The sequence below is a fragment of the Streptomyces flavofungini genome (assembly GCF_030388665.1).
In the GTDB taxonomy this organism is placed as follows: domain Bacteria; phylum Actinomycetota; class Actinomycetes; order Streptomycetales; family Streptomycetaceae; genus Streptomyces; species Streptomyces flavofungini_A.
This window is the reverse complement of the sequence record NZ_CP128846.1, coordinates 1550945-1570901: the sequence shown is the minus strand read 5'-3', so window position 1 is coordinate 1570901 and position 19957 is coordinate 1550945. Positions and strand designations below refer to the sequence as shown.

Genomic DNA, 19957 nt, shown 5'->3' with positions numbered 1-19957 from the left:
TGCGCCGCGCCCCTCACTTCGTGCGCCTCACCGCTCACGCGAACTCCAGGAACACCGTCTCGCCGTCTCCCTGGAGGCGTATGTCGAACCGGTACGTGCGGTGCGGCCCCGCCTGGGCGAGGAGTGTCGCGCGGCGGCTCGCGTCCAGGGTCGTGAGCAGGGCGTCGTCGGGGTCGTCGCGCAGGTACGCGCGCGTGCGGAGGTGGTTCAGGAGGCCGCGGGCGAAGAGGGCGACCGACAGGTAGGGGGCTCCGCCGGGCGGGAGCGTGCGGATCGCCCAGTGACCGTCCGCGTCCGTGGGCACGCGGCCGAAGCCCGTGAACGTGACGCCGTCGCGGCCCGCCGCGCGGCCGGTCACGGGGTCGCGGCGCAGCGAGCCGGGCGCGCCCGCGCGGGAGCCGTCCGGGCCGGGCTGCCAGATTTCGAGGAGGGCGTCGTGGACGGGGGCCCCGGCGCCGTCGTACACGTATCCGTGGAGGGTGATCGTGTCGGGGTGGGCGAGGGGCGCGATGTCGGGGCCGCCGGTGGTGGGCAGCGCGTGGCCGAAGAAGGGGCCGACGGTCTGGGAGGGGGTGGGAGCGTGCGGCGTCGTCGCCGTGGCGCGTCCTCCCGGGGCCGTCGCCGGGCCTTGCTCAGTCGTCGGGCCCTGCTCAGGGGATGCCGTCGATGCCGTCGTCGGGGCGCGCCCTTCCGCTGTCGTCACCGGACCCCACCCTCCCCCTCGAAGACCGTCGCGGACGGGCCGTCGAGGACGACGTCCCAGCGGTACCCGAGCGACCATTCGGGGACCGACAAGTCGTGGTCGTACGCGGCCACGAGCCGGGCCCGGTCCGCCTCGTCGGTGACCGAGTGCAGCACCGGGTCGAGGGCGAGGAGCGGGTCGCCGGGAAAGTACATCTGTGTCACCAGGCGCTGCGTGAACGCCGTACCGAAGAAGGAGAAGTGCAGGTGCGCGGGGCGCCAGGCGTTGTCGTGGTTGCGCCACGCGTAGGCGCCGGGCCTGATCGTGGTGAAGGCGTACGTGCCGTTGTCGTCGGTGAGGCAGCGGCCGCAGCCGGTGAAGTTCGGGTCGAGGGGCGCCGGATGCTGGTCGCGGCGGTGGGCGTACCGCCCGGCCGCGTTCGTCTGCCACAGTTCGACCAACTGGTTTCGGACCGGACGCCCTTGACGGTCCGTCACCTGCCCGGTGACGGTGATCCGCTCACCGATCGGCTCGCCCGTGTGCTGCCGGGTCAGATCGCTGTCCAGCGCCGTGACGTCGGTGACGCCGAAGACGGGGCCCGTCAGCTCCACGGCGTCGGGGTCGCGGACCGGGACGAGCGGGCCGTGCGGGGTGCGCAGTTCGAGGCTGCGGTAGGGCGGGGGAGAGGGGGCCGTGGTCATGGTCGGGTGCTCCTCCTTGAGCGGTGTACGGGGCGCGCGGGATCGGCGCGGTCAGGAGCCTCCTGCGGGGCCTCCGGAGGCCGGTCGTGGGCGGCGCGCGTCCCAAAGGCCCGCACCCGCACCTCCGCCGCGGTCCGCTCGACGACCTCCGCGACCTCGACGCCCGGTGCGCACTCGGTGAGTTCGAGCCCGTCGTCGGTGACGTCGAGGACCGCGAGGTCGGTGATGATCCGGTGCACGCAGGCCCGGCCGGTGAGCGGCAGGTCGCACTCCTCGACGACCTTCGGGGAGCCGTCCTTGGCGGTGTGGGCCGTCGTCACGATGACCGTGCGGGCACCGTGCACGAGGTCCATCGCGCCGCCGATGCCGGTGACGAGCCGGCCGGGGACGGCCCAGTTGGCGAGGTCCCCGCGCGCGGACACCTGCATCGCGCCGAGCACCGCCACGTCGATGTGGCCGCCGCGGATCATCCCGAAGGACAGCGCGGAGTCGAAGTACGCGGCCCCCGGACGGACGGTCACCGTCTCCTTGCCCGCGTTGATCAGGTCGGGGTCCACGGCGTCGGGCGCCGGATAGGGGCCGACGCCGAGGATCCCGTTCTCGGAGTGCAGGACCACCCGCACGCCGGGCGGGAGGTGGTTGGGGATGAGGGTGGGCAGGCCGATGCCCAGGTTCACGTACTGTCCGTCGCGCAGCTCGCGGGCCGCGCGTGCCGCCATCTGCTCGCGGGTCCAGGGCATCAGGAGCTCACCGTCCGGTTCTCGACGCGCTTGGCGGCGGCCTCCGCCGCGCTCAGCTCCACCACCCGCCGCACGAACACGCCCGGCAGGTGCACCGCGTCCGGGTCGAGCGCGCCGGGCTCCACGAGCTCCTCCACCTCCGCGACCGTGACCCGCCCGGCCATCGCGGCGAGCGGGTTGAAGTTCCGGCTCGCCCTGGCGAACACCAGGTTCCCGTGCCGGTCGCCCCGCGCCGCCCGTACCAGCGCGAAGTCCGTGCGGATGGCGTGCTCCAGGACGTACGGGACGCCGTCGAACTCCCGGACCTCCTTGGGCGGCGACGCCACCGCGACCCCGCCCCGGCCGTCGTAGCGCACCGGCAGACCGCCGTCGGCGACCTGTGTGCCGACCCCGGCCGGGGTGTAGAACGCGGGGATGCCCGAACCCCCGGCCCGCAGCCGCTCGGCGAGCGTGCCCTGCGGGATCAGCTCGACGTCCAGCTCACCGGCCAGGTACTGGCGTGCGAACTCCTTGTTGGCGCCGATGTACGAGCCCGTGACGCGCGCGATGCGGCCCGCCGCGAGGAGCACGGCGAGGCCGGTGTCCAGGGCCCCGCAGTTGTTCGAGACGACGTGCAGACCCGTGACGCCACGGGCGTGCAGCGCCTCGATCAGCACCGTCGGCACGCCGCTGAGTCCGAACCCGCCGACGGCCAAGGACACGCCGTCCGTGACGTCGGCCACCGCGTCCGCGGCCGAAGCGACCACCTTGTCCATCCGGGCCGACCTCGTCTCTCTCGCCGTCTGTCTCGCCGAAATTTCATCAGCACACTGACTATCGCTCGAGCACGCTGACTGTCGCTCGGGGCCTCGGACCCACGCTGCCACCGGCACCCGAAGCCCGTCAAGATGCCTTCGTCCCCGTCGACTTGGGGATATCGTTCAGTGCACCAACGAATCCCCGCGCCCCGAAGGGCGCGGGCGCACCGGCACGCGTGAGGAGCAGCCATGACCGCGGTGGACCTGAGCACCCACCCGGGGCACCTGGCCCGGCGCCTGCAGCAGGCGCACCACCTGCTGTGGAACGCGATGGTCTCCGAGGAGATCACCTCCCCGCAGTTCGCCGTCCTGAACGCCCTGGTCGCCGAGCCGGGACTCGATCAGCGTGGCGTGGGCGAACGGGTCCGCCTCGACCGCTCCACCGTCGCCGACGTCGTCGGCAGGCTGACCCGCAGGGACCTGCTCGACAAGGTCCGCGACCCGCAGGACGGCCGCCGCGCCCTGCTGCGCCCCACGGCCGAGGGCAGGCGCGTCCACCGCCGCCTCGCGGTGCGCGCGGCCCGGATGAACGAAGTCATGCTCGCGCCGCTGGCCGCCGAGGAACGGACCCTGTTCCTCGGCCTGATCCAGCGGGTCGCCGACGCGGCGGAGCGGCTGCGCGACCCGCTGGCCGAGACCGTCACGCCTTCGTGAACACCACCCACACCGGGCCCTTCGCGAACGGCAGCGGCTTGCCGCCGGGCGTGGTGAACTCCGTCCCGTCGGCCGCCGCGCGGCGCTCCCAGCGCGCCTCGTAGGAGCGGCCGTCGCGCAGCACCCGGGCCGAGCCCTCCCCGATGGAGCGCGTCAACGGCGAGGTGTTGCCCGAGCGGTCGTGGAAGCGCGAGTCGCGGATGTCGACGCTCTGGATCACCACCGTCGCGGCGGTCAGGGGCTCGCCCGCGGCGGTACGGGCCTGGGTGCCGTCCATCGCGATGTGCCAGCGCCCCTCGTACTCGACCCAGGTGAAGGTGAAGCGCGCCGAAGGGAAGCGGACCGTGCGCCGCGTCTCCGGGGTGCCGCCCGCGGGGCGGGGGCCGAAGGCGAATCCGGTGCTGTCAAGGCCGCGCGCCTCGGCCTTGACGCCGAGGGCGGCGGGCCGCAGATAGAGGTTGTGCGGGGCGGGCCTGCCGCCACCGCGGTAGTACGCCCGGTCCGGCGCCTCGCCCGGCGGCAGCGGGCGTAGCGGCGCCCGGTCGATCAGCGGGAGGAGCTTGGACTGCGCGCCGGAGAAGGCGAGCGCCGGCCGGTCGAACTGGCGCAGCAGGTCCAGGTCCGTCTCGCGGGCGCTGCGCACCGGCCCCACGACGGGCGGCAGCTTGCTCGCGTACACCGCCATCAGGCGGCTCAGACCTGCCTCCACCTGTTCGACGTAGACGACGTCCGCAGCGTCCAGGCCCGTCTGCGGGCGTGCGGGACCGACGTTGTCGATCTTCACGGCGAGCACGCGGCCGCCGTTTCCGGAGCTGGAGCGCTTCGCGTCGTCCCGCTCCAGCGTGCAGCCCGCGGCGAGCGCGGCGACGACCGCCACCGCCGTCGCCGCGCGCCACATCCGTACCCGCTCCCGCACGCGTCCCTGTGCTTGCCGTGTCATGCCGGGGATGTACCCCGAACCGGGTCCTTCTCAGCCCAGATCGAGCAGATTGGGCAGGCCGAGCCGGTACCGGAAGCGGTCGTGGCGCCTGAGGCCCTCGATCTCCGGGGCCCGGTACAGCGGCGTCACCTCGCACCGCTTGTGGTCCGAGCCCACCCGGTCGAGCAGCGCGTTGACGGCCTGGCGGGCCGCGGCGTTGGCGCCCTCCATGGTGGCCAGGTCGATGTCGACGGCCACGTAGTCGCCCGCGAGGAACAGGTTCGGGATCCTCGTCGCGGCCGCCGGCCGGTTGTGCAGGGTGCCCACCGGATGGATGAGCAGCTCGTCCTCGTTGGTCGGGTTCGGGCCGCCGATGCCGTCGACGCCCGGGTCCAGGAACCACGAGTGCAGCTCGGAGTCCTTCAGGGCCGGTGTGCCGGTGTCGTTCAGGGACGCCTTCAGCTGTGCCCACACCTCGCGTGCCACCTCGTCGCGCGTGCACTGCTTGGCCGTCTTGCCGTAGAGGATCCCCGGCTTGTCCCACTCGGAGATGTCCACCGACAGACAGTCCACCGCCGTGCCGTCGCCGTAGTCCGCGGGAAAGTCACGGCCCTTCCAGTGCGCGGCCTGCGCGATGCCGGTCAGCGACCACGGCGAGTCGATGCAGTTGAAGTGTCCCTCGACGACGTCGGGCCGCCGCGTCAGATAGAACTGGATGCCCGTCATCCAGTCGGTCTTGAGCTTGTCGCAGCGAGCCAACTGCGGGTCGGCGGCCTTCAGTTCACGGCTCCACGTCCTGCGGGCGTGCTCGACCGGCATGGCCTGTACGTAGTGGTCCGCGACGACGTCCTCGCGCTTGCCGCCGGGGTTCTCGACCACCGTCTTCGTGATCCGGCCGCCGCCGTACGCCAGCTCCCGCACCGTCCAGCCGATGCGGAACTCCACGCCGAGCGCCTTCAGATGCGACACCCACGGGTCGATCCACGCCTCGTTGGTCGGCGCGTTCAGGATGCGGTCCGGCGGGCCGTCCGCGCCCCGCCCCAGCGCATTGAACACGAGGGCCTCGCCGAGCGTGCCGACCGTGCGGGTGCTCGCCTCCTCGGCCTTCGTCGCCACGATGTTGCGCGTCACACCGATCGCGAGGACCCGCTGGTAGTCCTTCGACATCTGCTCGGCGCGCACGAAATCCCACCACGGCGTCGACTCCCAGTCGTCGTCACGGCGCTCGTCGCAGCTCGTCAGGAAGACCAGGGCGCGGTTCACGAAGTACGCGATCTCATGGCCGGGGATGCTGGTGGCCGTGTCCAGGAGGGCGGTGAGGGCGCGGGCGATGTCGTCCTTGTCGAGCCGGGCCGGGTCACCCGTGTGCTGGGGGATCGGAAGCCGGATGTCCTCGCGGCCGCCGGAGCGGGCGAAGCTCATCTCGGGCGGGCTGATGAGGTTGTCCCAGACGCCGTTCTTGTTCCCCGGGAACGGGATGCGCCGCATGGTGTCCGGCAGGTTGTGATAGATCCCCGGGATGAACCTGAAGCCGTGCTCCCCGGGGAGCGGCCTGCGGTTCCCCTTCGCGCTGTTCGGTACGTCCATGCTGCGCGCCTTGCCGCCCAGCGCCCTGCGCTCGTACACGGTCACGGCGAAGCCGCGCTCCACCAGCTCGTGGGCGGCGGTGAGGCCGGCGACGCCGCCGCCGAGCACGGCGACGCGGGGGCCGGCCTTGGGCCTCGCGCCGGCGGCGCGGGCCTGGGCGGGGAGCGCCCCGAGGCCCACCCCCAGCGCGGCCGCGCCGCCGACGGTGGCCGTCCGCGCGACGAAGTCCCTGCGGGTGCTCGTGCCGCGGCCGCCCGCCTGCGGCTCCGTGTGCCCCATACCCGTCCCCCTTACCGTCGGTAACTAACGTGTCGGGGGCGGAGCTTACGGTTGCGAGCGGGGCGCCGGAAGCGGTGTGGGGCTTCCGGGGTGGCGTTGGCGGGATTTCGTCTGCGGGGACGGTGGCAGCGGGGTGGGCTCGGGCGGGGTGCACTCAGGCCGGGGGCGAGCCGAGAACCTCCGTGAGGTCGTACCCGGCGGGCTCCTCCAGCTGGGCGTACGTGCAGGACTCCGGGGACCGGTCAGGGCGCCACGCCCGAAACTGCGCGGTGTGCCGGAACCGCACCCCGTTCTCCATGTGGTCGTAGGCCACCTCGCACACCCGCTCGGGCCGCAACGGCACCCACGACAGATCCTTCTTCCCGGTCCACCGACTCACCGCCCCGGGCAGCCGCGCCCCCTCGTGGGCGGCCTCCTCGGTCCACGCCGCCCACGGATGCCCCGCCACGGACTCCATCCGCAGCGGCTCCAGCTCCGCCATCAGCTCGGCCCGCCGCTTCATGGCGAAGGCGGCGCACACCCCGACGTGCTGCAACGTTCCCCCGTCGTCGTACAGACCGAGCAGCAGCGACCCCACCACGGGCCCGCTCTTGTGGAGGCGGAGGCCCGCGACGACGCAGTCCGCGGTCCGCTCGTGCTTGATCTTGTACATGAGGCGTTCGTTCGGCCGGTACCGCAGGTCGAGCGGCTTGGCGACGACCCCGTCGAGCCCGGCGCCCTCGAACTCCTCGAACCACCGCTCGGCCACCTCCCGGTCGAGCGTGGCGGGAGCCAGATGCACGGGCGCGCTCACTCCCTCAAGAGCCCTGGCGAGGAGCGCGCGGCGGTCGCTGAGGGAGACGTCGAGCAGGGACTCGTCGAAGAGGGCCAGCAGGTCGAAGGCCACGAACGACGCGGGCGTGCGCTCGGCGAGCAGCCGTACCCGGGAGTCCGCCGGATGGATGCGCTCGGTGAGGGCGTCGAATTCGAGCCGCCCCCCGCGCGCGATGACGATCTCGCCGTCGACCACGCACCGCTCGGGCAGCCGCTCCCGCAGCGCCTCGACCAGCTCGGGAAAGTACCGCGTCAGGGACTTCGTGCCGCGGCTGCCGATCTCGATCTCGGGGCCGTCCCGGAAGGCGATCGCGCGGAAGCCGTCCCACTTCGCCTCGTACTGCATGCCGGGCGGAATCCGGGCCACGGACTTGGCGAGCATGGGCTTCACGGGCGGCATCACCGGCAGATCCATGGTCCAATTCTGCGGCGATACGAAAGATATCGCCCGGTATGCGGCAATTGCCGGGCACGGCTACCGTGGCTCGCATGGGCGCAGGAGCCGCGGTGGAGCTGACGGCTGGAGGGCGGCAGGTACGGCTCTCCAGCCCCGACCGCGTGCTGTTCCCCGAGCGCGGCTTCACCAAGCGGGACCTCGCCGAGTACTTCATCGCCGTCGGCGACGGCATCCTGCGGGCGCTGCGCGACCGGCCGACCACCCTGGAGCGCTACCCGGAGGGCCTCGGGGGCGAGCACTTCTACCAGAAGCGCGCTCCCAAGAACCTGCCCGACTGGATCCCCACCGGCACCATCACCTTCCCCAGCGGCCGCACCGCCGACGAGATCTGCCCGACCGAGGTCGCCGCCGTCGTCTGGGCGGCCCAGTTCGGCACGTTCACCTTCCACCCGTGGCCGGTCCGCCGCGCCGCCCCCGACCACCCCGACGAACTGCGCATCGACCTCGACCCGCAGCCCGGCACCGACTACGCCGACGCCGTCCGCGCCGCCCACGGACTCAGGGAGGTCCTGGACGACTTCGGGCTCCGCGGCTGGCCCAAGACGTCCGGCGGGCGCGGCATCCACGTCTTCGTGCCCATCGCGCCGCGCTGGACCTTCGTCGAGGTGCGGCGCGCCGCCATCGCCTGCGGCCGGGAGCTGGAGCGGCGCAACCCGGACGCCGTGACCACCGCGTGGTGGAAGGAGGAGCGCGGGGAGCGCATCTTCGTCGACTACAACCAGACCGCCCGCGACCGCACCATCGCCTCCGCGTACTCGGTGCGCGCCCGCCCCGACGCCCCGGTCTCCGCGCCGCTGCGCTGGGAGGAGATCGACGACGCGGTGCCGCGCGACTTCGACATCGGCACCATGCCGGCCCGCTTCGCCGAGGTCGGCGACGTGCACAAGGACATGGACGAGCACGCCTTCTCCCTGGAGGGCCTCCTCGAACAGGCCGACCGCGACGAGAGGGACCACGGGCTCGGCGACATGCCGTATCCGCCCGAGTACCCGAAGATGCCCGGGGAGCCGAAGCGGGTCCAGCCGAGCCGCGCCCGGCACGACGACTGACGCACGCGGGGCCCTCTCCGCGTACGAAGAGGGCCCCGCGCGCGACTCGCGTGCTGCTACAGCTCCTTGATCCGGATGTCCCGGTACGACACCACGTCCGTGACGCCGTGGACCTGGAGTCCGATGTACCCGGACGCGAAGCGGCGGCCGTCCGTGCCGGGGTCGTCCCCGCGCGGCGGCTCGAAGGCCTGGCCGCCGGTGTTGTCGAACTCGTTCAGCAGGACACCGTTGCGGTACACCGAGTACTTCTGGTCGACCACGCGGATCTCGTAGTCGTTCCAGGTGCCCTTGGGCGTCACGCCCGCGCCCCCGAGGCCGACGCGGTCGAATCCGTACACCGAACCGGTCTTGTACATGTCGCCGTCGGGCCGGTCGAGCACCTGCACCTCGTGGCCGTACTTGATGGCGACCCACTCCGGACGTGACTCCTCCGGGTGGTCGTGGACCTGCGGGAAGCGCACGAACACACCGGAGTTGGCGTTCCCGGCGGCCGGGGCGTCGTCGCGCCACTGGAGCTTCAGCGAGAAGTCCCCGTACTTGCGCTCGGGGAACCAGAGCATGCCGAGGCCGTTCTTCGTGGTGCCCGAGGTCATCGACCCGTCGGCGTTCAGGCCGAACGAACCACCGCCCACGTGGCTCCACTTGGCGAAGGACTTCTGGGTGCCGTCGAAGAGCGAGCGATAGCCCTCGGTCTGGCCCGGCTTGCCGATGCCCGACTGCTTCGCCGCCTTGTTGATCTTGTTGTACTCGCGCTGGTCGATCTCGGCGTTCTTCTTGAGGCGGTCCGTGACGGTCTTGACGTGCTTGAGGAACAGCGCGTGCGACGACCAGTCCTTCTCGTCCTCGATCAACTCGCCGATGCGGCAGCGGTTGTTCGTGACCCGGTTCGGGATGCCCGTGTCGACGGTGCCGACGAAGACGGTCAACCGCTCGTCGTACTCCGGGCAGTTGGGCCCGGGGACCCCGCCGCCCTCGTCGACGGTGAACGCCACCGACTTCGCGGGCGCGGTGTTGCCCGCCTTGTCGCTCGCCCGGTACGCCACGGTGTGCCGCCCGACGCGGTCGACGACCACGGGCGCGGAGTACGTCACGTACGGGCCGCCGTCGAGGGAGTACTCGACCTTGTCCACGCCCGAGCCGGAGTCGGTCGCGGTGACCGTCACCTTGGCCTTCCCGATGTAGGCGCCGTCGGAGTTCTTGTCGCCCTCGACCTTCGCGGACGTCTCCGGCGGCGTCTTGTCCTCGGTCGGCGGTGCGACCACCGTGAACTCCACCGACTTCTCCGGGGCGACATTGCCCGCCTTGTCGGAGGCGCGGTAGCGGACCGTGTGGCTGCCCACCTCGTGGACCATCACCGGCGTCGTGTACGGCTTCCAGTCGCCGTCCCCGAGCGCGTACTCGACCTTGTTCAGGCCCGAGCCCGCGTCGGACGCCGTCACCGTGACCGTCGCCATGCCCAGGTACTGGCCCTGGCTGTTCTGCTCGCCGCTGACGGTCGCCGAGGTCTCCGGCGGGGTCTTGTCGTCGGTCGGCGGGGCCACGACCTTGAAGTCGACCGCCTTCTCCGCCGCCACGTTGCCCGCCTTGTCGGACGCCCGATAGCGGATCTTGTGCGTGCCGACCGTGTTCACCACCACGGGCGCGGTGTACGGCTGCCAGGCGCCGTCGGCCCCGAGGGCGTACTCGACCTTCTCGACGCCCGAGCCGCCGCTCTCGTCGGTCGCCGTCACCGTGACCGTCGCCGAACCTACGTACGCGCCGTCGGAGTTGGTCGCTCCGTCCACCTTCGCCTTCGTCTCGGGCGCGGTGGTGTCCTCGCCGCCGCCCTCGGTCACGACCAGGATGCCCTGCATCGCGCCGTGGCCGGGGATGGTGCAGTAGTAGCGGTAGCGGCCCGGCTTGAGGGTGACCTCGGCCGTGTGCTTGCCGCCCTTGTCGTCGCCCGGGTTGGCGAGGATGTTCAGCGGGACGTCGTTGTTGTACTCCGGGTCGGAGACGTCGAACGTCAGCGTGTGCGGCATGCCGGTGGTGTTGCCGGTGGCCACGCTGTTCTCGAAGACGATCGTCGTCCTGCCCGCGACCGCCGTCGTCGGCGCGGACTTGTACTTGGAGATGTCGTTGTCGGCTGTCCAGGTGAGAGTCTGCTGCTGAGCGGAGAGCCCGGTGTCGTCGGGTCGCGCGCTGGCCGCCGACGTCAGGCCGACCGCCATCAGGAACGCGGCGAGCAGCGCCGTCCAGAGTCTGCCGCGACGAGCGGACCCCATGGATCCCACGGATCTCATCGTGCCGCCTTCCTCGCCAGGTCGGAGGCGGCCGGAGTGGCCGCGCCGCCCTTGTACGTCACGCGCCACAGCGCGGACTTGGAGTCGGAGGTGAAGAAGCCGCGCCCGTAGTCCAGGACGTACAGCGAGCCGTCCGGCGCGAACTTCCAGTCCATGAGGTTCTTGATGTTGTCGTTGCCCACCGGAATGATCTTCTTGAGCGATTCCGCGTGCACCGGCAGACCGCCCTTGCCGACCGTCTTGGGGTCGGTGAGCACCGCGTGCCGCGGCTGGTCGCCGTCGTAGAAGTCGCCGACGAACCACTTGCCGTCCCAGTACGACGGCCACTTGTCCGCGCTCGTGCTCTGCGCGTCGTAGCGGTAGACCGGGCCGTTCATCGTGGCCTGGCCGCCGCCCTTGAGCCACGGCAGGAGCTGCTTCTGCTCCTCGGGCTTGTAGCTGGGCACGCCGTTGGCGTCGCGCGGGTAGTCGATGCCGCCGCCCTGCGGCGAGTACCAGATGGTGTTGGGCTCGGCCGGCGGGATCTTCACCAGGCCGTCGTTGTGGGGCGACTCGTTGCGCAGGTTCTTGCAGTCGTACCAGCCGAGCGGCTTGCTCGGGTCGGGCAGGTTGCGGTCGCGGTAGGGCTGGTTGTTGCCCATGCAGTACGGCCAGCCCCGGTTCGAGGCGTGCGTGATGGCCGCGAACGTGTCGTACTTCGCCGGGCCCCAGGTCGTCGACGGCTGGCCGGCGTCAGGGCCGACCCACCCGGCGTACAGGATGTCGGTCTTCTTGTCGACGAAGATGCGGGCGGGGTTGCGGACACCCATCACGTAGATCTCCCCGCGTGTCTTGCCGCCGCCCTCGTCCGGCTCCTTGCCGGTGAAGAGGTTGCCCTCGGGCAGGGTGTACGTGCCGTCCGGCTCGGGGTGGATGCGCAGGATCTTGCCATTGAGGTTGTTGGTGTTGCCCGCGGTGCGGCGGGCGTCGGCGAAGGAGACGCCCTTGAAGGTGGGCTGCGGGTTGTTGCCCGAGTAGCCGTCGCTGAAGCCGGAGGAGTTGTTGTCACCGGTCGCGATGTACAGGTTGCCCTTGGAGTCCCAGGACATGCCACCGCCGGAGTGGCAGCAACTGTGCACCTGCACCGGCCACTTGAGCAGTACCTTCTCGCTGCTCAGGTCCAGCTTGTTCGTGGCCTGGTCGAGGGTGAAGCGGGAGACGTACCGCTCGGCCATGCGCGTGTCGCGGTTGAGTCGCGAGTGCGGCGTGTAGTGCAGGTACACCCAGCCGTTCTGCTCGAACCGGGGGTCCAGCTCGATGCCCAGCAGGCCCTCCTCGACCTTGATCAGCTCACCGCCGCCGCCCTTGTTGCCGAAGACGGTGAGCGCCCCGGCGAGCGTCGACTTCTTGGTCTTCGGGTCGTAGACGTGGATCTCGCCCTTGCCCTTGCCGATGTCGGGGTTGTTCCAGTCGGTGACGACGGGCTGCGAGGAGTCGGCGCCGCCGCGGCCGATGTAGAACACCCGGCCGTCGGGAGCCGTGACCAGGCCGTGCGGCTCGCCGATCTGGTCGTTCTGGCCGGGCTTGTTGGGCTGGGTCAGCCGCTCGGCCTTGTAGTTCGCGTTGATGGTGGCCTTGCAGTCGGCGCGGGCGATGCGGGTCGTCCACAGCAGGGCGCCGCGCAGATGGCTGCGGAAGTCCGCCTCGTCGTAGGCGTCCGCCGTGCCGCCCATGCCGGTGTAGAAGGACCGGCCGCCGTCGTAGTCGCGGCACCACGACACCGGGTGGTCCGCGCCGTTCGCGCCCTCACCGGGCTTGTACGAGGCCTCGCGGACGCGGGCCACGGTGTGGACGTTGCCCGATGGCCCCGACGGACCGGTCTCCCAGTTGAGCCACCTGTCGGGGCGCTTCCACTCCAGGGGGAGGTCCTTGGTGGCGGGGTGCTCGCGGTCGCCGACCTCGACGGTGGCGCGCTGGACGGCGGCGGGGCTCGCGTCCTTGGGGCGGGCGCCGATGAGTCCGGTGAACCAGGACGAGTAGGGCTCCGCGCGGGCCGCGTCGTGCAGGCCGAGGAAGCCGCCGCCGGCCTCCATATAGGCCTCCAGGCCCGCCTCCTGCTCGGCGTCGAGGACGTCGCCGCCGCCGGTCACGAACGTCACCGCGTTGAACTTGCCGAGCTTCCTGGCGTTGGTGAACACGGCCGGGTCGTCCGTGGCCGTCACCGTGAACCGCTGCTCGGCCGGGCCCGATTGGCCGATCTTCTCGATGGCGGCGATGGCCGCGTCGACGACCGGCGACTCGTCGCCGTCGGCGGCCGAGCCGTAGAAGGCGAGCACACGCACGTTCGCGCCGCCCGGGGGAGCGGGCAGCGCGCGTGACATCGTTGTCTTCATCGCCTCGGCGTCGGGAGGTGGTTCCGGAAAGGGCCGCGCGGTCGCGGCGGGGCCCGTGAGGAGGCCGGCGGCGACGGCCCCGGCGGCGACCACCGCCGCCCAGGCGCGGCGTGTGGATCTGTGTCTGGTTCTGCCCAACCCTCGTACGGTTGGCGGCGTTTGATGCGGTGTCATCCGCATGAGTACACCCACCCATCGTCGGTCACGGCTACGGCGTATACCTCACCAGTGCGGAGGAAGCCAGCCCTCCATCGATGGCTGGCGCCGACGAAGCTAGCCCTCTTTTGACGGCTAGCCAATAGCTACGACATGACTTCGCGCGACCTTTGTCCTGCGTGTGGATAAACCGGAGCGCTGCCGCTAGCGTGTGGCCGGAATCCGGTGCCTCGGGCGCCCCGACCGTGTCCGTACGTAGCGTCAGTTTCCGTATATGAATGGGGAGTTCGCCATGGACAGACGGAGCTTCAACCGTCGGATGCTGGCCGGGGGAGCGGCGGCCACCGTGGGCGTGACATCGTTGTCGGCGATGACCGCGGACTCCGTGGCCGACACCCCGCGCGCCGTCGACCCGCCGAAGACGGCCCCCGCGGGCGGCGAGGTGCGCCGCATCAAGATGTACGCGGAGAAGCTTCCCGGCGGGCAGTTGGGCTACGGCCTGGAGAAGGGCAAGGCCACCATCCCGGGCCCGCTGCTCGAACTCAACGAAGGCGACACCCTCCACATCGAGTTCGAGAACACCACGGACGCCGACGTCAGCCTGCACGTCCACGGCATGGACTACGAGATCTCCAGCGACGGCACGAAGCACACCAAGTCCCAGGTGGCGCCCGGCGGCAAGCGCACCTACACCTGGCGCACCCACGCCCCGGGCCGCCGCAAGGACGGCACCTGGCGCCCCGGCACCGCGGGGTACTGGCACTACCACGATCACGTCGTGGGCACCGAGCACGGCACGGTCGGCGTGCGCAAGGGCCTCTACGGCGCGGTGATCGTGCGTCGCAAGGGCGACATCCTGCCCGACCAGACCTGCGTCGTCGTCTTCAACGACATGCTGATCAACAACAAGCCCGCGCACTCCGGGCCCGACTTCGAGGCCACGGTGGGTGATCGGGTCGAATTCGTGTCGATCACCCACGGCGAGTACTACCACACGTTCCACATCCACGGTCACCGCTGGGCCGACAACCGCACCGGCCTGCTCACCGGCCCCGACGACCCCAGCCAGATCCTGGACGACAAGATCACCGGCCCCGGCGACTCCTTCGGCTTCCAGGTGATCGCGGGCGAGGGCGTGGGCGCGGGGGCGTGGATGTACCACTGCCATGTGCAGAGCCACTCCGACATGGGGATGGTCGGGCTGTTCCTGGTCAAGAAGCCGGACGGCACGATCCCGGACTACGAGCCGCACCATCCGCACGCGAAGGCGGAGAAGAAGCCGGGCCCGGCCAAGGCCGACGGGGACAAGGCCGACGGGGACAAGGCCGACGGGGGTAAGGCCGCCGGGGGCAAGGCCGACGGGGCCAAGTCCGGCGGGGGAAGCGCGGACCACTCGCACCACTGACGCCGGGCCCGCGGGTGTCTCAGCGCCACGCGTGGCGGATCCTCAGCCGCCCCATCCCCATGGTCCCGGTGATCCGGATCGTCGGCCCGCCGCCGGGGCGGGCACGGGGGCCGGCCTTGTACAGCGTGTCCTTCCAGCCGGAGCTCAGGCCCTCCAGGTCCACGACCGCGTCGCGCGGCACGGTGATCCTGGCCCCGCCGGTGCCGAGGTTCAGCTCGATGTCGACCACCGGATGCTCGAAGACCGCCTGGGACAGGTCCAGGCGCACCCGGCCGAGTGCCGACTGGACCTTGAGGTTGCGCGGCACCCGCCAGGCGCCGCGCCGTCGGATCCGTCCGGCCGCGGCGGCGATCGTGGAGGTGGTGCCCGGGTCCTCCGCGGGGAGCGACGCCAGGGCCGACGCGATGTCGTCGGCCGTCTCGGCGGTGAGCACCCGCTGGAGGTGGGCGTCCATCTCCTCGTGCGAGATGTGCCCTTCGGCGTACGCCTCCTGCAGGCGCCGCACGGCCGTGTCACGGTCGCCTTCGCTGACGCGGGCGGACGGGTTCTCGCGTTCGGAGGTCACCTTCGCACTCTAGTGCCTGCGGCAGTGGCGGCTACGGCCGTACGAACCGCCACCGGTACCGCGGGTCGGCGGGGTCGAGGTCGTTGCGGGCCGTCACGTACGAGGTGCCCGCGACGTACGGCGTGCTCAGCCGCTTCCCGTCGTCCCACGACAGCCAGTTGGCCTCCCCCGCCCCGTTGAGCGAGAGCCGCCAGGCCTGGTTGAGGTCGTTCTCGTCGCAGGGCCCCATCCAGGCGAGGCCCCAGCCGGCGATGTCCGTCAGGCACGTGCCGTTGTCCCGCGACACGATCCGGAAGCCGTTGTGGGCCCGCAGCTCGAAGGCCCACTGCTGGCGGCGGTCCCCCGCGTCGCAGGCGGCGAACGTGGCGGTGCCCTGGAAGCCGTTCGCCGGGTCGTCGGCCGTGGTCATGCACAGTCCGTTGCCCACGTTGCGCCACTGCGACCAGGGGTCGTCGGCGCGGGGTGCCGGGTCGGCGGGAGCGTCGGCGCGCACGGGGGCCGGCCCCACGAGGACGCCCCCTGCCAGGGCTGTGACCAGGGCTCCCGTGAGTACGGCCAGTCTGCGTACGGACATCTTGGGCCGTGCGGACGTCATGCGTACTCCCTGCACCTGGGCGGCGCCCGGCCGAGGGGCCGGGCGCCGCGGTGGCTCACGTTCCGTGCCCCCGATCCTGGCGCACGCGGTGCGCGACCCGCCATGACCCGAGCCCGGGATGGCCCGCACGAGACCACCGCCGGCCGAGAAGGGTGAACCGATCCCTCCCGAACCTCGAACGGACACTTGCGGACGGTGTGAATGTTCGATGGGGCGTGGTGGGCCCGGAGCTATCCTGATCGGCAACCGTCGACGAGGAGTCCCGAGGTGCCCCAGGCAGCAGCGCGTCCCACGCTGGAGGCCGTGGCCGCGCGGGCCGGGGTGTCGCGGGCGACGGTGTCGCGCGTGGTGAACGGCGACGCCGGGGTGCGCGAGGCGCTCGCGGAGAAGGTCAGGCGCGCGGTGCGGGAACTGGGCTACGTCCCCAACCGCGCCGCCCGCAGCCTCGTCACCCGGCGCCACGACGCCGTCGCCGTGGTCATCGCCGAGCCCGAGACCCGGGTCTTCGCCGACCCGTTCTTCGCACGCCAGCTGCGCGGCATCAGCAAGGAACTGACCGCCAGGGACGTCCAGTTGGTGCTGCTCCTGACGGAGGGCAGGGACGACCACGAGCGGGTCGGGCGCTATCTCGCGGGCGGCCACGTCGACGGCGCCCTCGTCTTCTCGCTGCACCTGGACGACCCGCTGCCCGGCATCATCCACGGCGCCGGCCTGCCCACGGTGTTCGGCGGGCGGCCGGGCTGGACGGGCGGCGCGGGCAGCGTCCGGTACGTCGACTGCGACAACCGCGGCGGCGCCCGCCAGGCCGTACGCCACCTCACCGGCCTCGGCCGCACCCGCGTCGCCCACATCACGGGTCCGCTCGACCAGACCTCCGCCGTCGACCGCCTCGACGGCTACCGCGACGTCGTACCGGACGGCGACCCCCGCCTGGTCGCCGAGGGCGACTTCACTCCCGCGGGCGGTGAACGCGCCATGCGCGCGCTCCTCGACCGATGCCCCGACGTGGACGCGGTCTTCGCCGCGAACGACCTGTCGGCGGCCGGGGCGCTGCGCGTGCTGCGCGAGAGGGGGCGGCGGGTGCCCGAGGACGTGGCGGTCGTCGGCTTCGACGACATGCTGCCCCTGGCCGAGCAGGCGGATCCGCCCCTGACGACGGTGCGCCAGGACATCGAGGAGATGGGGCGCCTGATGGCGGCGATGCTGCTGCGCGACCAGGGGCAGGCCGGGGCCCCGGACGCCCCGGACGCCCCGGGCGGCGCCGCGGCCGAGGAGGAGGCCGCGCGTGTGGTGCTGCCCACGGAACTCGTACGCCGGGAGTCCGCCTAGGCCTGTCCCGCCGCGTGAAAGGGGGCGGGCACCGGAAGGAACTGCCCGCCCCCTTCAGGCGCGTCGCGCGGCCGCTACGAGCCGACCGACACCGTGAACCGCCGCGGGTTCCCGTCGTGCGCCGCGCCCGACACGTCCGGCTGGCCGTCCGGGCGGACGTCGTCGTACGGGAAGGCGTACCCGATGGGCGAGTTGGCGTGCACCACGCGGGCCCAGTGGTTGGTCACGTCGCCGCGGTAGTAGTCGCCCGAGGTCGTGCCATTGGGCTGCGAGGGATGCGTCAGCATGATGCTGCGGTTGAAGCCGGCGGCGAGGCGGGCGAGGAGGCCCTTCTTGTCGTCGGAGTCGTTCGGGTTGTTGGTGAACGGGCCGTGGTTGCAGGTGAAGATGTCCTTCGACGAGGGCTTCGCGAAGGTGTGGCCGCCCTCGAAGGTGAGGGTGTCCCCGCTGACCCGGCCGACGCGCACGCCCCGGCCGCCCTGGAGGTCGATCCGCAGGTCGGTGGAGCGGTACTTGTCCCAGACCTGGTCGACGTAGCCCTTGAAGAGGTCGCGGAAGGGCATCTGGTCGGGGCGGTCGAAATACGGGGCCATGAGGTTCTGCGGCGAGATGACCCGCAGCACGCCGCCGTCACCGCGGATCACCAGCTTGTCCCAGGGCTGCCCGTCCTTGCCCGCCTGCGCCACCAGATCGGCGGCGATCTTGTCCACCGCGCCGTCGGGCAGCGGCGCGACGGTGTGGGTGGCGTCGCCCGCCAGGGTCAGGCCGATGGGCAGCGCGGTCACCAGGTCGACGTAGCTGATGTTCGCGTACAGCTGGGTGCTGTTGAAGGTGAACTCGCAGAAGGACCACGTGCGGCCGTAGTTCGGGTCCTCCTTGGTGGCGAAGGCGGGCTCGACGAGGCTCGGGCCCGGGTTGAGGAAGAAGTCCAGCTTGTCGTCGCGGACGAAGTAGACGCGGGCGCCGTACATCTGGGGCAGCGTCAGGACCTTGGGGGCCGAGCCGGCCGCGCCGAGGGGGATGGCGCAGTCCACCGGCAGCGGTGTCTGCGGCCCCGACGGCGACTCGGGGCGGTAGACCCCGCCGTCCGGCTTCAGCAGCAGCCAGCGGTCGGTGCCCGGTTCGTGCCCGGTGACGTACGCGCGGACCTGGCCCGGCAGGGACTTGTTCTGCAAGGCGAGTTCGCAGGTCGCGGGCGCGGCGTCGGCGCGCGGGCTGAGCGCGCTGCCCCAGGCGGGGTAGGTGAGGGCGCCCGCGGCGGCCGCGGACGACGTCAGGAACACTCTGCGCGAGATCACGGAATTTCTCTCCTGGCTGGAATGTGGGGGGAGTTGAGCAGGAGTACGGCCCGGGCGCGGGGTGGTGCGTCGACGTGCCCCCACTGTTGCCGCGGGGAAAACGTGGCGTCAAGAGATGTTGCTGAGAGCGCTCTCAGAATCTTGTCCGGTTTCACAAGGTGATGGCGGACGGCTGCGCAGGGTGACGGAAATGCCACCGGGCCGGGCGACGGACGGTGACGGGGGTGTCCGGACCGGGGCAGCGCGCGCGGATTGTCAGTGCCCGGTGGAAGACTCGGAAGCGACGGACTCATGAGGCGAAAAGAGCGACAAGAGCGACAAAGGAGTCGATCATGCTCAGTGATCTCACGCTCACCGGTGCCCCGATCTGGGTCGATCTGGGCACCACCGACATCGACGGCGCGGCAGCCTTCTACCGCGCGGTGTTCGGCTGGGACTTCGAGAAGGGCGGCGAGGACGTCGGCGGGTACGGCACGTTCAAGATCGGCGGCAGGACGACCGCGGGCGGCATGACGGTCACGCCCGAGACCGGCACCCCCTCCTGGTCGCTGTACTTCTGCACGCCCGACGCGGACGCCACCGCCAAGCAGGTCGAGCAGGCCGGCGGCCGCACCCTCTGGGAGCCGACCGACGTCCTCGACCTCGGCCGCATGGCGGGCTTCGCCGACTCGGGCGGCGTCGCCTTCTCCGTCTGGCAGCCGCGGCGGAACAAGGGCCTGGAGCTGGTGAACGAGCCCGGCGGGCTGATCTGGACCGAGCTGTACACCCCGGACATCGAGGCGGGAGCCGCGTTCTACGCCACCGTCTTCGGCTGGAAGACCATCACCCAGCCCTTCGAGGGCGGGTCGTACACCATGGTGTACCCCGCCGACGGCACCCCGGACGACATGTTCGGCGGCCTGTGGCCGCTGGACCAGGACCCGGTCGAGCAGGAGGCCGGGGTCTACTGGATGCCGTACTTCCAGGTCGCCGACATCGACGCGGTCGTGGAGAAGGCGCGGACGAGCGGGGGCACGGTCCGGGCCGAGCGGATGGACCTCGCGGGGGTGGGCGCCTTCGCGAAGCTCGCCGATCCCTACGGCGCGCGGTTCGCGCTCATGCAGCCACAGCCGCCGCAGGGCTGAGGGCCGGGGGAGCGGAGCCGGGACGCGCCGGAGCACGGGCTGAGGCGTCCCCGGGAGGCGGCCGGGGCGCGTGTCGCGGGACGGGTGGAAGCGGTCCCGCGGGCGTCGGCGCGCCGCGTTGAGCAAACGTTGATCCCTTGTTTCGCGCCGTCC

General features: G+C 71.7%; 17 protein-coding genes. 5 read left to right on the top strand and 12 right to left on the bottom strand.

The window, feature by feature from the left end:
- Positions 1-34: 34 nt before the first annotated feature.
- From pcaG to QUY26_RS06055, 4 genes are all read right to left on the bottom strand, one after another.
- Positions 35-535: a protocatechuate 3,4-dioxygenase subunit alpha gene (gene pcaG, locus QUY26_RS06070; protein ID WP_436840490.1), complete on the bottom strand. Its 501-nt coding sequence runs from the start codon at positions 533-535 to the stop codon at positions 35-37.
- A gap of 164 nt (positions 536-699) precedes the next feature.
- Complete coding sequence (gene pcaH / locus QUY26_RS06065) at positions 700-1383, bottom strand: protocatechuate 3,4-dioxygenase subunit beta (RefSeq protein WP_289944083.1); 684 nt, start codon at positions 1381-1383, stop codon at positions 700-702.
- The gene (locus QUY26_RS06060; protein WP_289944082.1) at positions 1380-2123 is read right to left on the bottom strand and encodes a CoA transferase subunit B; all 744 of its coding nucleotides are present in this window, start codon (positions 2121-2123) and stop codon (positions 1380-1382) included. The genes pcaH and QUY26_RS06060 overlap by 4 nt, the downstream gene beginning before the upstream one ends.
- Positions 2123-2878 (bottom strand): CoA transferase subunit A, encoded by a 756-nt coding sequence (locus QUY26_RS06055; protein ID WP_289944081.1) that lies wholly within the window; start codon positions 2876-2878, stop codon positions 2123-2125. The genes QUY26_RS06060 and QUY26_RS06055 overlap by 1 nt, the downstream gene beginning before the upstream one ends.
- A gap of 231 nt (positions 2879-3109) precedes the next feature.
- Between QUY26_RS06055 and QUY26_RS06050 the strand changes: the two genes are divergently transcribed.
- Positions 3110-3574, top strand: a complete 465-nt coding sequence (locus QUY26_RS06050) for a MarR family winged helix-turn-helix transcriptional regulator (RefSeq protein WP_289944080.1) — start codon at positions 3110-3112, stop codon at positions 3572-3574.
- Here the strand turns inward: QUY26_RS06050 and QUY26_RS06045 are convergent.
- From QUY26_RS06045 to QUY26_RS06035, 3 genes are all read right to left on the bottom strand, one after another.
- Positions 3561-4514, bottom strand: coding sequence for a DUF3048 domain-containing protein (locus tag QUY26_RS06045; RefSeq protein ID WP_289944079.1), 954 nt, complete (start codon positions 4512-4514; stop codon positions 3561-3563). The genes QUY26_RS06050 and QUY26_RS06045 overlap by 14 nt on opposite strands.
- A gap of 30 nt (positions 4515-4544) precedes the next feature.
- The gene (locus QUY26_RS06040; RefSeq protein WP_289944078.1) at positions 4545-6359 is read right to left on the bottom strand and encodes a hydroxysqualene dehydroxylase; all 1815 of its coding nucleotides are present in this window, start codon (positions 6357-6359) and stop codon (positions 4545-4547) included.
- Positions 6360-6513: 154 nt separating this feature from the next.
- Positions 6514-7587 carry an ATP-dependent DNA ligase gene (locus QUY26_RS06035; RefSeq protein ID WP_289944077.1) on the bottom strand — a complete coding sequence of 358 codons (1074 nt, stop codon included), beginning with the start codon at positions 7585-7587 and terminating at the stop codon, positions 6514-6516.
- Between the two features lie 74 nt (positions 7588-7661).
- Between QUY26_RS06035 and ligD the strand changes: the two genes are divergently transcribed.
- Positions 7662-8678, top strand: a complete 1017-nt coding sequence (ligD, locus tag QUY26_RS06030) for a non-homologous end-joining DNA ligase (RefSeq protein ID WP_289944076.1) — start codon at positions 7662-7664, stop codon at positions 8676-8678.
- Positions 8679-8734: 56 nt separating this feature from the next.
- Here the strand turns inward: ligD and QUY26_RS06025 are convergent, their stop codons facing one another.
- The gene (locus QUY26_RS06025; protein ID WP_289944075.1) at positions 8735-10960 is read right to left on the bottom strand and encodes an OmpL47-type beta-barrel domain-containing protein; all 2226 of its coding nucleotides are present in this window, start codon (positions 10958-10960) and stop codon (positions 8735-8737) included.
- Positions 10957-13512, bottom strand: coding sequence for a ThuA domain-containing protein (locus tag QUY26_RS06020; protein ID WP_436840273.1), 2556 nt, complete (start codon positions 13510-13512; stop codon positions 10957-10959). The genes QUY26_RS06025 and QUY26_RS06020 overlap by 4 nt, the downstream gene beginning before the upstream one ends.
- 268 nt (positions 13513-13780) lie before the next feature.
- Here QUY26_RS06020 and QUY26_RS06015 point away from each other — a divergent pair, with 268 nt between their 5' ends.
- Positions 13781-14893 (top strand): multicopper oxidase domain-containing protein, encoded by a 1113-nt coding sequence (locus tag QUY26_RS06015; RefSeq protein WP_289944073.1) that lies wholly within the window; start codon positions 13781-13783, stop codon positions 14891-14893.
- Positions 14894-14912: 19 nt separating this feature from the next.
- On the opposite strand, the gene QUY26_RS06010 is transcribed toward QUY26_RS06015, so the two are convergent.
- Together QUY26_RS06010 and QUY26_RS06005 are read right to left on the bottom strand one after the other, a co-directional pair.
- On the bottom strand, positions 14913-15458 hold the full coding sequence (locus QUY26_RS06010) for a DUF1707 SHOCT-like domain-containing protein (RefSeq protein WP_289944072.1): 546 nt from the start codon (positions 15456-15458) through the stop codon (positions 14913-14915).
- Between the two features lie 31 nt (positions 15459-15489).
- On the bottom strand, positions 15490-16053 hold the full coding sequence (locus tag QUY26_RS06005; protein ID WP_289944071.1) for a ricin-type beta-trefoil lectin domain protein: 564 nt from the start codon (positions 16051-16053) through the stop codon (positions 15490-15492).
- A gap of 267 nt (positions 16054-16320) precedes the next feature.
- Between QUY26_RS06005 and QUY26_RS06000 the strand changes: the two genes are divergently transcribed.
- A complete protein-coding gene (locus QUY26_RS06000) occupies positions 16321-17382 on the top strand; it encodes a LacI family DNA-binding transcriptional regulator (protein ID WP_289944070.1) in 1062 nt (353 codons plus the stop codon).
- A gap of 74 nt (positions 17383-17456) precedes the next feature.
- On the opposite strand, the gene QUY26_RS05995 is transcribed toward QUY26_RS06000, so the two are convergent.
- Positions 17457-18680 carry a glycoside hydrolase family 64 protein gene (locus QUY26_RS05995; protein WP_289944069.1) on the bottom strand — a complete coding sequence of 408 codons (1224 nt, stop codon included), beginning with the start codon at positions 18678-18680 and terminating at the stop codon, positions 17457-17459.
- Positions 18681-19012: 332 nt separating this feature from the next.
- On the opposite strand from QUY26_RS05995, the gene QUY26_RS05990 reads away from it, so the two are divergent.
- Positions 19013-19804, top strand: coding sequence for a VOC family protein (locus tag QUY26_RS05990; protein WP_289944068.1), 792 nt, complete (start codon positions 19013-19015; stop codon positions 19802-19804).
- Positions 19805-19957: the final 153 nt, after the last annotated feature.

What these genes read in the sequence shown, in the direction of transcription:
- QUY26_RS06015 (WP_289944073.1), top strand. Translation starts at nt 13,781, where the DNA reads ATGGACAGACGGAGCTTCAACCGTCGGATGCTGGCCGGGGGAGCGGCG.
- QUY26_RS06025 (WP_289944075.1), bottom strand. Translation starts at nt 10,960, where the DNA reads ATGAGATCCGTGGGATCCATGGGGTCCGCTCGTCGCGGCAGACTCTGG.
- QUY26_RS06060 (WP_289944082.1), bottom strand. Translation starts at nt 2,123, where the DNA reads ATGCCCTGGACCCGCGAGCAGATGGCGGCACGCGCGGCCCGCGAGCTG.
- QUY26_RS06035 (WP_289944077.1), bottom strand. Translation starts at nt 7,587, where the DNA reads ATGGATCTGCCGGTGATGCCGCCCGTGAAGCCCATGCTCGCCAAGTCC.
- QUY26_RS06050 (WP_289944080.1), top strand. Translation starts at nt 3,110, where the DNA reads ATGACCGCGGTGGACCTGAGCACCCACCCGGGGCACCTGGCCCGGCGC.
- QUY26_RS06020 (WP_436840273.1), bottom strand. Translation starts at nt 13,512, where the DNA reads ATGCGGATGACACCGCATCAAACGCCGCCAACCGTACGAGGGTTGGGC.
- ligD (WP_289944076.1), top strand. Translation starts at nt 7,662, where the DNA reads ATGGGCGCAGGAGCCGCGGTGGAGCTGACGGCTGGAGGGCGGCAGGTA.
- QUY26_RS05990 (WP_289944068.1), top strand. Translation starts at nt 19,013, where the DNA reads ATGCTCAGTGATCTCACGCTCACCGGTGCCCCGATCTGGGTCGATCTG.
- QUY26_RS06045 (WP_289944079.1), bottom strand. Translation starts at nt 4,514, where the DNA reads ATGACACGGCAAGCACAGGGACGCGTGCGGGAGCGGGTACGGATGTGG.
- QUY26_RS06040 (WP_289944078.1), bottom strand. Translation starts at nt 6,359, where the DNA reads ATGGGGCACACGGAGCCGCAGGCGGGCGGCCGCGGCACGAGCACCCGC.
- pcaH (WP_289944083.1), bottom strand. Translation starts at nt 1,383, where the DNA reads ATGACCACGGCCCCCTCTCCCCCGCCCTACCGCAGCCTCGAACTGCGC.
- QUY26_RS06005 (WP_289944071.1), bottom strand. Translation starts at nt 16,053, where the DNA reads ATGACGTCCGCACGGCCCAAGATGTCCGTACGCAGACTGGCCGTACTC.
- QUY26_RS06055 (WP_289944081.1), bottom strand. Translation starts at nt 2,878, where the DNA reads ATGGACAAGGTGGTCGCTTCGGCCGCGGACGCGGTGGCCGACGTCACG.